Genomic DNA, 12,522 nt, shown 5'->3' on the forward strand with positions numbered 1-12,522 from the left:
TTTACTCTTCAGTGGTCTTTTCAGACGCATCGTCTACATCGTCCGATCGGCGTCCTTTACCCACGTAGAAACGCGAGAAGAATACGCCAACCTCAAAGAGGCAATACATCGGTATGGCCAGTAACGTCTGCGAGAAAACATCCGGCGGCGTGAGCAGCATGCCGACCACAAATGCACCTACCAGGATATACGGACGCTTTTTACGCAGGTCTTCAGGGGTCGTTACCCCAACCCAGCAAAGCAGCACAATGGCGACCGGCACTTCAAATGCCACGCCAAACGCCATAAACAGCGCCATGACGAAGCTGAGATAGCTGGCGATATCTGTCGACACCTGCACCCCTTCCGGCGCGGTGTGCGTCAGGAAGCCAAAGGCCAGCGGGAAGACAACGAAGTAGGCAAACGCCATACCGATATAGAACAGCAACGAGCTGGAGACCAGCAGCGGGATCACCAGTTTACGTTCATGTTTATACAGCGCTGGTGCCACAAACGCCCATACCTGATAAAGGATGACGGGTGCAGACGCAATCAACGACACCCAAAAGGTGAGCTTAATAGGGGTAAAGAACGGTGAGGCAACATCTGTTGCAATCATCGTTGCCCCCAGCGGCATCTGCTTAATCAGCGGTGCAGAGACCACCTGATAGATATCGTTGGCGAAATAGACCAGGCACAGGAATATCACCAGAACCGCAATAATGCAGTTTAACAGGCGCTTACGCAGCTCAATAAGGTGCGTAATAAGCGGTTGAGTATCATCTACTGCCATGGTTACGCTTTATCACTCGACGAGGGGGATGATTCGGAAACAGGCGCGACGGGTTTCGCTTCCGCCACTTTTATCGTGGGGTCTTCCGGCTGCGCCTGTTTTTTCACTTCGGTTTCCTGCGGCGTCTGTTCTGGCGCGGCGGCCTGGTGCTCAGCACTCGCTGGCGTCACGCCCTCACGTTGCGCTTCGCTGTCCTTCACCACCGGGTTATGAATGGTGTTCGCTTCATCGCTCGCTTTTTCAGGATCGTTAACGCTGTAAGAGCGCTTCATGGATTCCGCCGCTTCGCGCAGTTCATCCATTGAGGCTTTCAGTTCCGGCGTCAGGTTATCCATGCTCGCCTTCTCGACCTTTTTCAGGCTTTCCTGAAACTCCTGGAGCTTAAGTTCCTGTGCCAGTTCATTCTGAACGGTCGATGCCAGCGATCTCAGCGCACGCACCCAGCCCACAACGGTTTTCACCGCCACGGGCAGACGCTGCGGACCCAGCACGATCAGGCCAATCACAAAGACTAGCAGCAGCTCACTAAAACCAATGTCGAACACGACTTACACCTGCTCTTTATCGTGGCTTTTGGCGTCTTCTTTTTTGGCTTCTTCTTGCTTATCGGAGATGGATTTTGCAGTAAAATCAGCATCCTGGCTGGCTTTATCCTGCTTGTTCTCATCATCGCTCATTGCTTTCTTGAAGCCTTTGATAGACGCGCCCAGATCGGAACCGATAGAACCGAGCTTTTTAGTGCCAAACAGCAGCACGACGATGACGGCAATAATGACTAATTGCCAGATACTGATACCACCCATACAAATTCCTCAGGAATAGATGATTAATTGGTCAAGTCGCATTATACGTATGCGACCCGTCGATGGCGACGCAAACTCAGCGCGTTTTTCTCCATCCGGCTAGCCAGACAACAACCCCGCCAGCCATCAGCCAGGCGGGCATCATCTGCCAGTCCGGACGATTGATTAGCAGCAACGTACCGCTCAACAGCAGCGTTGCGCCAATCCCAAAGAGATAGCGTGATTGTCCCTGGCGCACGCGACTGGACTGAAGCTCGCGGGCGATTTTATCCATGCTGTGCTGAAGGTTCTTGCTCTGACGCAAACTGTCGTAAACCAGTTCAGGAATTTCGGGCATTTTTTCAATCCAGAACGGGCCTTTCTCTTTCAATGAGCGCACCAGCGCTGGAAAACCTACCTGATCCTTAATCCAGGATTCCAGGAACGGTTTAGCCGTCTTCCACAAGTCTAACTGAGGATAGAGTTGGCGACCTACACCCTCAACGTAAAGTAATGTTTTCTGAAGTAAAACTAATTGCGGCTGAACTTCCATATTAAAGCGGCGAGCCGTATTAAACAGGTTTAACAGCACGTGCCCGAAGGAGATTTCTGCCAGCGGCTTTTCAAAAATCGGCTCGCAGACGGTACGAATAGCAAACTCAAACTCTTCGACGTTGGTGTCCGGCGGAACCCAGCCGGAGTCAACGTGCAGCTCAGCCACCTTACGGTAGTCACGGTTGAAGAACGCGATAAAGTTCTCGGCCAGATAACGCTTATCTTCTTTATTCAGCGACCCCACAATCCCGCAGTCGATACCGATATACTTCGGATCCTCAGGATGCTCGTAGCTCACAAAAATATTGCCTGGGTGCATATCCGCATGGAAAAAGCTGTCGCGGAACACCTGAGTAAAGAAGACCTGAACGCCACGTTCGGCCAGCAGCTTCATGTTCGTTCCCTGCTTCTCCAGCGCCGCCACATCCGAAACCGGAATACCGTAGATGCGCTCCATGACCATCATGTTCTGACTGCAGTAGTCTGAATAGACCTCAGGCACATAAAGCATCGGGCTGTTTTCAAAATTACGACGCAGCTGAATGGCGTTTGCCGACTCGCGCAGCAGGTTAAGCTCATCAATCAGCGTTTTTTCGTATTCCCGCACCACTTCCATCGGGCGCAGACGACGGCCATCAGGTAACAAACGTGGTACCCAGCGCGCCAGACGATAAATCAGCTTCATGTCAGCTTTAATGACCGGCAGGATATCCGGGCGGATCACCTTGATCACCACCTCTTTGCCGTTCTCTTTCAGACGCGCGGTATGCACCTGAGCAATAGACGCCGACGCCAGCGGGGCTATTTCGAAATCGTCAAACCAGGTTTCAACGGGAAGATTACCCATTGCCTCTTCGATCTGTTTCTTCGCCCTCACTCCGTCAAACGGGGCAACACGGTCCTGCAGCATTGCCAGTTCATCGGCAATATGAGGCGGGAAGAGATCGCGGCGGGTTGAGAGCATCTGTCCGAACTTAATCCATACCGGGCCAAGCTCCTGCAGCGCCAGACGCAGACGTTCACCCAGCGGCTGACCTTTATGACGATTAGGCATCCAGAACAACATCCGCCGCCAGATTCTAAGCGGCAGCGTGATACGCATTTTGGGGATAAGCTCATCGAGCCCGTAACTCAAAAAGGTGTGGACGATAAAATAGAGGCGCCGAATTTCACCAGGCGTCATTTGCCCTCCAGTTTTTCCAGCCGTTTGGTTAATGCATCAACCGCACGTTCAACAGCAGCGGTTTCTTCCGCAAACCATGCCACTTCCAGCGGACCGGGGGCCATGCGCCACTCTTCAGTCAGGACTTCTGCGGCATAGCGCTGCTGCCGTTGCAGATTTTTGCGCAAGAACGCCGTGCCGCCATGAATAGCTTTCCCGATCCCTTCAGCGGCGATGTCACCAATAAAAGGCGCGAGCAGTTCTGCCGGGTCAAACTCCGCCAGATCGCTGAGCGCAACGAAGTTTTGTACGACCTGGATGTCGCCCTCCACTTCCAGCTCACCGCTGCGGATAAGCGCCGTCAATTGCTGGCGATCGCGCAGTTTTGGCAGCACGCTCATATGGGTAATGACCGAGCAATCCGCCTCGCCTTCCCACTCACCCAGAACATCGAGCTGGCGTTCGCTGAAGACCAGCACGAGCGGCGTTGAGAACTCTTTTAATATAATGCGCAGGACCTTCCCGTTAAGTCGCTGACGTGCAGCTTTTAGCGCCGGCGCGCGATACAGGAAGGCATTGAGCACATTCTCGATGCCTGCGGTGACTAAGGGTTTAAAGGGCACGGGACACCTCCACTCAGAATTTGTAACCGCGATGCAGCGCAACGACACCCGCCGTCATGTTGAAGTATTCAACGTTCTCAAATTCCGCATCCTGCATCATGGCTTTTAGGGTGTCCTGATCCGGGTGCATGCGAATGGACTCCGCCAGATAGCGGTAGCTCTCCGCGTCGTTCGCCACCAGTTCACCGATACGCGGCAGCACGTGGAAGGAATAGGCGTCGTAGGCTTTGCTCAGCGGCTCAATGATCGGTTTAGAGAACTCGAGCACCAACAGACGTCCACCCGGCTTCAGTACACGGTACATGGAGCGCAGCGCTTTTTCTTTGTCGGTGACGTTACGCAGGCCGAAGGAGATCGTGATGCAGTCAAAGGTATTATCCGGGAATGGCAGCGCTTCGGCGTTTGCCTGCACGTATTCCACATTGCCCACCACGCCGATGTTACGCAACTTTTCGCGTCCCATTTTCAGCATGGAGTCATTGATATCGGCCAGAACAACGCGGCCAGTTTCACCCACCAGACGGGAAAACTTCGCCGTCAGATCGCCTGTTCCACCGGCTAAATCCAGCACGGTTTGTCCACGTCGCACACCGCTGCAGTCAATGGTGAAGCGTTTCCACAAGCGATGAATGCCGAACGACATCAAGTCATTCATCACATCGTACTTCGCCGCCACGGAATGAAATACGTGGGCCACCATGTCAGCTTTCTGCGCTTTGGCGACAGTCTGAAAGCCAAAGTGCGTCGTGTCTTGTGAATCGTCAACCATCTCAGAGCCTGCTAATCAGTCAAATGTTCGTGAAGTGTAACAGATTGGGCGCGTTTGCCCTACGATTCAACCGCCGTGATAGAAACGTGTCGGCGGCTCGTCAGACGATAAATCCGTCGTTAACTCGTTGTCTTCACTGGGGGTCTTTTGCTCATCTGCGCCTTCACGCAGACGGAACTCTTCGTCTTGCGCCGTGGCCTGCTCCACCAGTTCCGGATTAATCTCGCGTTTGACCTCCACCCCCAGGCCGCGGAATGCTTCAGCCTGAGCAAGCAGGTTGCCCCGCCCGGAGGCGAGTTTTTTCATCGCCTGACGGTAGTTATCCTGCGCACGGTCCAGGCTTTGCCCGACCGAGGACATATCGTCCACGAAGAGGCGCATTTTGTCGTACAGCTTGCTGGCACGCTCGGCAATCTTCTGTGCATTGCGGCTCTGGTGCTCATAGCGCCACAGGTTAGCAATGGTACGTAATGCCACCAGCAGGGTGGTGGGGCTCACCAGCATAATATTATTTTTGAGCGCTTCGGTGATCAGTTCGGGCTGTCTGTCGAGGGCCAGCAGGAACGCCGGTTCGACCGGAATAAACATCAGCACATAGTCCAGCGAGCGCAGCCCCGGAAGCTGCTGATAATCTTTTCTGCCCAGCAGTCGGATATGGTTACGCACGGAGGCAATATGCTCCTGCAGCGCCGACTCGCGCGTGTAGTCGTCTTCCGCATTAAAGTAACGCTCATACGCCACCAGCGTCATTTTGGCGTCGATCACCACATCTTTCCCCTGCGGCAGACGCACAATGACGTCCGGCTGCATCCGCGAGCGGGCATCGTTTTCGATACTCACCTGCGTTTCGTATTCATACCCCTCGCGCAGGCCAGAGGCCTCCAGCACGCGGGTGAGCACCACTTCTCCCCAGTTACCCTGGGTTTTGTTATCCCCTTTCAGCGCCCGAGTGAGGTTGACCGCCTCCTGCGCCATTTGCGCATTCAACTGCTGAAGATTACGAATCTCGTGCGCCAGCGTGTGCCGCTCGCGGGCTTCCTGTCCAAAGCTGTCCTGCACCTGACGGCGAAAACCGTCCAGCTGTTCACGCAGCGGCGTCAGCAGGCTGTTCAGACTCTGGCGATTCTGTTCGTCAACGCGGCGGTTGCTGTGTTCGAAAATGCGGTTGGCGAGATTCTCAAACTGCTCGCTGAGGCGCTGCTCGCTGTTAATCATCTGACGGATTTTGTCTTCCGCATGCAGCTGCGTGGATTCGAGGCGGGTAGTCACTTCGCGGAGATCGGCCTCCAGCGACGTGTTGATATCACGCAGGTTGCGCAGTTCGTTATTGAGCAGCTCGCACTCGTCGCGCCAGTGGTCACTTAGCGCAAGCTGTTGCTTTACCGCGCTGAGCTCGGCGACGATCTCTTCGCGCTCCGCCAGCTGATCGGCCTTCTGCTGCGCATGTTGGTAGCTGGAAATCAGCCAGCCTATCGCAACGCCAGCCAGCGCAATCACCGCATAAATCAGGATTGAGATATCCACAATGCCCCCTGCATCAACGTATTACCCGCACAAAATAGAATTGTGCTGTATAAACGTCCAGTTTGAAAGGGTTTTCCTGCGAGGCGCTACGCAAAAAATAAAGGCCGAACGCGTCGGCCTTTGATTTGAGAAGAGAGGGCTAGATCAGGCGACGAGCCGCTTCCACCACAATTTTCACCGCATGACTTTCGGTCTGCTTCATGGTTTCGGCGTTCGGGATCTCCTGCTGAGTACGGTTGACGATAACGCCCGCCACCATACCGGCACGCAGACCCTGGCTTGCACACATGGTCAGCAGCGTCGCGGATTCCATTTCGTAGTTCATTACGCCCATGGACTGCCACTCTTCCATTGAGCCTTTGAAACGGCTCACAACGCGGCCAGAGAAGGTGTCGTAGCGCTCCTGGCCCGGGTAGAACGTGTCGGAAGAGGCGGTTACGCCAACGTGGGTGGTCGCGCCCACGGACTTCGCGGCTTCAACCAGCGCGGTGGTGCATTCGAAGTCAGCCACTGCCGGGAATTCCATAGGCGCAAAGTGCAGGCTTGCCCCGTCCAGACGAACGGATGCCGTCGTCACCAGTACGTCGCCCACGTTGATGTGCGGCTGAATCGCGCCGGTCGTGCCGATACGCAGGAAAGTACGAATGCCCAGCTGCGCCAGCTCTTCAACAGCAATAGAGGTAGACGGACCGCCGATACCGGTGGAGCACACAATCACCGCTTTGCCATCCAGCTCTGCACGCCAGGTGGTGAATTCACGATGGGCAGCCAGTTTGACCGGCTTATCCATCAGCGCGGCGATCTTTTCCACACGCTCAGGGTCGCCAGGGACGATAGCGAGCGTAGCCCCTTGTAAATCATTTTTAGTGAGGCCGAGATGAAAAACATCAGACTTAGACATAGGTGACTCCTCTGTGGGTCGGTTAGTCAGAAGAAGTAAAACGGTACTTTACAGAAGCAGTAAGCATAATTTCGTGATGCATCTCACCATGAATGAAAATGATTGCAGTGAATTTCCATCAAAAAGTGATTTACATCACATTAACAAGTTATATCGTCAGGTGCTGCACAAAAGATAGACCGTTTAAGGCACTGTGAGTTGTTAACCTGGTGTCTATATTTACCTTTGCGCTAACTCATTGGTACGGAGAATGCCATGACTGAAAAAACCGGTTTTGCACCTGCTGCAGCCCCGCTTGCTTCAACCATCGTTTCAACCTCAGAAGAGGCCATTACGGCGGGAGAGACCTCCATTCCCTCTCAGGGGGAGAATATGCCTGCCTGGCACGCACGACCAAAATCGGCAGACGGTCCGCTGCCCATCGTGATTGTGGTTCAGGAGATTTTTGGGGTTCACGAACATATTCGCGACCTCTGCCGTCGCCTGGCACTTGAAGGATATCTGGCCGTTGCGCCAGAACTCTACTTCCGTCAGGGCGATCCGAACGACTATAGCGATATTCCAACGCTGTTCAGCAATCTGGTCAGCAAAGTCCCGGACGCGCAGGTGCTGGCCGATCTCGACCACGTTGCCAGCTGGGCGGCGCGTAACGGCGGCGACCCGCACCGTCTGATGGTCACCGGCTTCTGCTGGGGCGGACGCATTAGCTGGCTGTATGCCGCACACAATCCGCAGCTCAAAGCGGCTGTCGCCTGGTATGGCAAACTGGTGGGCGAGAAAACGCTGAATTCGCCAAAACATCCGGTGGACATCGCCACTGAGCTCAATGCCCCGGTGCTGGGTCTGTATGGCGGCCAGGACACCGGTATTTCGCTTGATTCGGTAGAAACCATGCGCCATGCGCTACGGGCAGCCAATGCCAATGCTGAGATTGTGGTGTATCCGGATGCCGGACATGCGTTTAACGCAGATTACCGTCCGAGTTATCACGCGGAATCGGCGAAAGATGGCTGGCAGAGAATGCTGGCGTGGTTTAGCCAGTACGGCGGGAAGAAATAAACACTTCGCAGCCCCGGCTTTCGCCGGGGCTGCGTCAGGGCTTACTCCAGGCCCAGATGTTTCCACAGCTCGTCCATCGGCAACGTGGCCAGGGCGATACGCTCATCCGCCGCACCATACCAGATATGCAACGTGTCATTACGCACCAGCGCCCCGCAGGTAAAGACGACGTTACCGAAAAAGCCTTCACGCTCATAGGGCGCGCTCGGCTCCAGCAGCGGTACGGAAGATTTGGCGATGAGGGTGAGCGGATCCTCAAGATCCAGAAGCAGAGCGCCCAGGCAATAACGCTGGCTAGCGTCAACGCCGTGATAAATCTCCAGCCAGCCGCGCGCGGTCTTGATCAGCGGCGCGCCGCCACCCGACTTCAGCGCATCCCATTCGTCTCCCGAGCGCCCCAGCAGATGCCGGTGGTTTCCCCAGTGCAGCATATCGGGCGATTCGCAGATCCAGATTTCCGGGTGGCCGAAATGGCAGGGCGCGGGCCGGGTAAGCGCCCGGAAGGATCCGCCAACCTTCTCCGGGAAGAAACAGACGTCGCGGTTATCAGGGCAGAAAATCAGCCCTTTCTTGTCGACGGAGATAAAATCAACGGTGGTCGCCAGCGCGGTGGAGATACCCAGCGATGACACGGCGGAGTAATTGATGTACCAGACATCGTCAATCAGGATGATACGCGCATCTTCACAGCCAAATTCCTCATAGCGGCTGTCGGCGGTAATAAACGGCTGTTGATCGATGGTGAAATTTACACCGTCCTGGCTTCGCGCCAGGCGCAGGTGGGACATTGACGTCAGCCAGACCTGAGCCGGGTCGCTTTTTAGCACAATGGTACGCGGGTCGCTAAAATCATAGCGCGGGTCGTTGCGGTCGAACGTTTTTGTTGCCGCCTGCCAGCCGCCGGACTGCTGCACCAGAAGCGGAACGACGATCTTCTGTGGGTCATCATTTATCACGCTCTCGGCAACCCGAAGCAGCAGGATAATCTCCCCATGATACTCCGTTACACCGGCGTTAAAGACGCACTCCACTTTCCGTCCAGGCAGAGAAGGCGCCACGTCGCTGGGGGTGATCAACGGATTCTTACCGTGTCTGTTCATATACACTCCTTTTTATCAGAATTTGATTTTTGTCCAGCTGCTGCGCGTTTTGGCCGTACAGGACATCCGCTTCAATGGCCCACAATGGGTTTTGTACCGGCTGGCCAAAATTCACGGCCACCCAGACCTGTTCCTGCGTCGTTGTTCGGGTAAACCAGACGCACGCCTTATGGCGTTTCAGCAGGCTGCACTCCCCATGCTGTAGCGCCCCGATGGCGGTCCGAAGCGCAATGAAGGTCTGGTACTGACGCCACAACGAGCCGGACGTCGATATCTGATGTTCGGCATTGAGCAAGGGATAGTCCTGGCTGACGGGCATCCACGGCGTGGAGGTGGAAAAGCCCGCAAACGGGGCGTCGCACCAGAGGAAGGGGGAACGGGACCCATCCCGTGAATGTTCAATGGCCTGCGCCAGCGCGTCGGCGGCACTGCACCCCTGCCGCATGGCCGTGTCGTAGAAGGTTTTTCCCTGAATATCAAAAATCTGCCCGACCGTCTGAGGCACATAGTCGGGCATCCCCAACTCGTCACCTTGAAAAATAAACGGTACGCCGCGCACGGTCAGCTGTAGCGCCAGAACGGCCAACGCCCGGGCGGCGTCATGCGGGCCTTCACCAAAGCGGCTAATCATGCGCGGCATATCGTGGCTGGAAAAGAATAGCGTCGGCAGGCCAGACTGCAGCGCCAGCGTGGCGTTAATCTCGTCGCACAGGCGTGCCGCATCGAAGGTTTTCTGGCTGCCAATATTGAAGTTAAAGACCACGTCCATCAGCGACGGGGCCTGATAACGGGCCAGGGTCTCCCTCTCCTCGCTGCCGATTTCGCCGATCAGGAAAACATCCCCTTGCTGCCTGGCATGTTGGCATACGCGCTGCAGTGTGCCGATGAGTCCCGGCTGGTTCACGTCATGCTCATGCTGCTGTACTCCCGCTTTCTCCGGATTGTCAGGCCCGATGCCGCGCGTGCTGAGGAAATTAATCACGTCGAAGCGGAAGCCATCCACGCCCTGTGCCTGCCAGAAATCAATGACCTGAAGCATTTCCTGCTCTACCGCGGGGTTCGCCCAGTTAAGATCGACCTGCTCAGGCGCGAATTTATGGTAGTAAAACTCGCCGGTGTCCGGCTCCGGGCTCCAGGCGCTGCCGGAAAAAAATGACTCCCAGTTGTTAGGGTGCGCGCTGAAAAGAAAATAGTCCCGATAGCGGCTTGCGGGATTATTCCAGGCATCCTGAAACCACGGATGCTGCGAAGAGACATGATTAAGCACCAGATCGATAATGACCCGGATCCCCTTTTCATGGCAGCGATGAACGACGTCGCGAAAATCGGTCAGCGTGCCGAATCGTGGGTCGACGGCGCAGTAATCACTAATGTCATACCCGTTATCCACCAGAGGAGAGGGGTAAAACGGCGTGATCCAGATGGCACCGATGCCTAACGCGCTCAGGTAATCCACTTTTGAGAGCAGGCCGGGGAAATCACCCAGCCCGTCACCATTACCATCGCAAAACGACGGCAGATAAATTTGGTAACAGGTACAGGCCTGCCACCAGGGTTGTTTGTTCACCGTACATTCCTTATTTCAGTGATAACGACATGCCCTGCAGGAAATATTTCCGGAACAGGATAAACAACACGATGACCGGCAGCATTTGCACCACGGCTCCCGCCATCACTGGCCCCAGATAAACGCCGTAGGATTTACTGAAGGTGGCCAGCAGCACCGAAAACGGCATTTTGTCGGCATCGCGCATGACAATCAGCGGCCAGAGGAAGTTGTCCCACGAGCTTGAGAAGGTAAATAGCGCCACGATCGCTAGAATGGACTTGTTCAGCGGCATCATGACGTGCCGCAGAATGGCCCACAGGCTGGCATGATCCAGACGCGCGGCGTACAGGTAATCGTTGGGCGTACCCTTGAAGCTCTGAGACACCATGAAGATCCCCCAGGCACTCATTGCATAAGGCAGGATCATGGCGCTGTAACGGTTGATCAGACCGAGCTCACGCATCAGCACAAACTGTGGAATGATGAACATGAAAACCGGGAAAACCATCTGCACAATCAAGAGATTACGGAAAGCGTTTTTGCCCCAGAATTCCGTTTTTGCCAGCGCATAGCCCACCAGCATGGAGGTGACGGTCACACTCGCGGTCACGGTGACAGAGACGAAAAGCGAGTTAAGCAGCGTGCGCAGAAACGGCTTATCGGCCCTGTTGCTGTTATCGAAAAGGAAAGTGTAATTTTCGAGCGTCAGCGTGCCCGAAAAGAGATCCGTGGTATAAATCTGTGCCGTAGGCTTCAGGGATGACACGACCATCCAGACAAACGGATAGAGCCAGCTTAACGCCAGAATAAACATCAGCGCATGAATTAGCAGGCTCAGGGGCGTGAGTTTTTTCATTCATACAATCTCAATGTGTTTTTCGAATAACCGACGAAATAGCCAGATCATCAGAAAACTGCAGGCAGCGACGATAATCGACATGGCAGCGGCCCAGGTAGGTTTCATATTTTGAAACGCGGCTTCGTACATGACCACCATGGGACTGGTGGTACTGTTTAGTGGCCCACCACCGGTAATTAAATAGGGCTCTGTAAAAATACTGAACGCCACCGTAATAGCCAGCACCATCACCATCACAATTTGCGGATTCATCATCGGCAGCGTTATTGCCCAACCTTTCTGAAAACGCCCGGTTTTATCGAGAATAGCCGCACTATAAATATCCGATGGAATAGCCTGCATGCCGGAATAGAGAATTAATCCGTAATAACCGACAAATTTCCAGGTCACGATAAGCGCAATGGATAGCATCGCGCAGTCAGGGTTGGTAAACCACGGCACGGAAATCCCAAACCACGCAGACAATAAGCGGTTAACCGGGCCATACTCATTAAAAAGACGGGAAAAGACAATTGAGTACGCCACCCCTGACGAGATATTTGCCAGTAAAAAGCTTAAGGCGATAAACCCCCGGCCGTAGTTAATTCTGCGTAATCCGGCAGCAAAAAGCAGCGCGGTAATAAACACGATCGGGACATACCACATTAAAAAGCGGCAAATGTTCCACATGGATGTCCAGAATAATGCATCGTGCAGTACGCCAATAATATTCTGCAAACCGGTAAATTGCGGCACGCCGATAAACTGCCAGCGGGTCACGCTTAGCACCACCAGCCAGGCAAGGGGGTAGAACCAGAATAGCAGCGAATAGCCAATCCAGGTGGAGGCCAGCAGGCCTCCGGTTCGGGATTCATATCCAGCCATCAT

General features: G+C 54.6%; 13 protein-coding genes. 1 reads left to right on the forward strand and 12 read right to left on the reverse strand.

Features of this window, described 5'->3' with window-relative positions; translation table 11 throughout:
• Position 1: 1 nt before the first annotated feature.
• From tatC to udp, 8 genes are all read right to left on the reverse strand, one after another.
• Complete coding sequence (tatC, locus tag L3068_RS22145; protein ID WP_023331550.1) at positions 2–772, reverse strand: Sec-independent protein translocase subunit TatC; 771 nt, start codon at positions 770–772, stop codon at positions 2–4.
• Between the two features lie 2 nt (positions 773–774).
• Positions 775–1,317 carry a Sec-independent protein translocase protein TatB gene (tatB, locus tag L3068_RS22150; RefSeq protein WP_023331551.1) on the reverse strand — a complete coding sequence of 181 codons (543 nt, stop codon included), beginning with the start codon at positions 1,315–1,317 and terminating at the stop codon, positions 775–777.
• Positions 1,318–1,320: 3 nt separating this feature from the next.
• Positions 1,321–1,575 (reverse strand): Sec-independent protein translocase subunit TatA, encoded by a 255-nt coding sequence (gene tatA, locus L3068_RS22155; RefSeq protein WP_014885620.1) that lies wholly within the window; start codon positions 1,573–1,575, stop codon positions 1,321–1,323.
• 76 nt (positions 1,576–1,651) lie between these two features.
• Entirely contained in the window at positions 1,652–3,292 is a 1,641-nt protein-coding gene (gene ubiB / locus L3068_RS22160; RefSeq protein WP_014885621.1) for a ubiquinone biosynthesis regulatory protein kinase UbiB, read from the reverse strand.
• Positions 3,289–3,894: a ubiquinone biosynthesis protein UbiJ gene (ubiJ, locus tag L3068_RS22165; protein ID WP_117582136.1), complete on the reverse strand. Its 606-nt coding sequence runs from the start codon at positions 3,892–3,894 to the stop codon at positions 3,289–3,291. Before ubiJ ends, ubiB begins: the two co-directional genes overlap by 4 nt.
• A gap of 13 nt (positions 3,895–3,907) precedes the next feature.
• Positions 3,908–4,663, reverse strand: a complete 756-nt coding sequence (gene ubiE / locus L3068_RS22170) for a bifunctional demethylmenaquinone methyltransferase/2-methoxy-6-polyprenyl-1,4-benzoquinol methylase UbiE (protein ID WP_014885623.1) — start codon at positions 4,661–4,663, stop codon at positions 3,908–3,910.
• Positions 4,664–4,729: 66 nt separating this feature from the next.
• Positions 4,730–6,187, reverse strand: coding sequence for a DNA recombination protein RmuC (gene rmuC, locus L3068_RS22175; RefSeq protein ID WP_014885624.1), 1,458 nt, complete (start codon positions 6,185–6,187; stop codon positions 4,730–4,732).
• A gap of 139 nt (positions 6,188–6,326) precedes the next feature.
• A complete protein-coding gene (gene udp / locus L3068_RS22180) occupies positions 6,327–7,088 on the reverse strand; it encodes a uridine phosphorylase (RefSeq protein ID WP_003860792.1) in 762 nt (253 codons plus the stop codon).
• Positions 7,089–7,343: 255 nt separating this feature from the next.
• Between udp and L3068_RS22185 the strand changes: the two genes are divergently transcribed.
• Positions 7,344–8,147: a dienelactone hydrolase family protein gene (locus L3068_RS22185; protein ID WP_014885625.1), complete on the forward strand. Its 804-nt coding sequence runs from the start codon at positions 7,344–7,346 to the stop codon at positions 8,145–8,147.
• Between the two features lie 41 nt (positions 8,148–8,188).
• Here the strand turns inward: L3068_RS22185 and L3068_RS22190 are convergent, their stop codons facing one another.
• The 4 genes from L3068_RS22190 to L3068_RS22205 are packed head-to-tail and all read right to left on the reverse strand — an operon-like array spanning position 8,189 to position 12,519.
• Positions 8,189–9,247, reverse strand: coding sequence for a glycoside hydrolase family 130 protein (locus tag L3068_RS22190; protein ID WP_117582138.1), 1,059 nt, complete (start codon positions 9,245–9,247; stop codon positions 8,189–8,191).
• A complete protein-coding gene (locus L3068_RS22195; RefSeq protein WP_096217713.1) occupies positions 9,231–10,814 on the reverse strand; it encodes an alpha-amylase family glycosyl hydrolase in 1,584 nt (527 codons plus the stop codon). The genes L3068_RS22190 and L3068_RS22195 overlap by 17 nt, the downstream gene beginning before the upstream one ends.
• Before the next feature lie 10 nt (positions 10,815–10,824).
• On the reverse strand, positions 10,825–11,652 hold the full coding sequence (locus L3068_RS22200) for a carbohydrate ABC transporter permease (RefSeq protein ID WP_045269172.1): 828 nt from the start codon (positions 11,650–11,652) through the stop codon (positions 10,825–10,827).
• Positions 11,653–12,519 (reverse strand): carbohydrate ABC transporter permease, encoded by an 867-nt coding sequence (locus L3068_RS22205; protein ID WP_080463683.1) that lies wholly within the window; start codon positions 12,517–12,519, stop codon positions 11,653–11,655.
• Positions 12,520–12,522: the final 3 nt, after the last annotated feature.

Source organism: Enterobacter cloacae complex sp. ECL414, assembly GCF_021869685.1.
Taxonomy (GTDB): Bacteria; Pseudomonadota; Gammaproteobacteria; order Enterobacterales; family Enterobacteriaceae; genus Enterobacter; species Enterobacter kobei.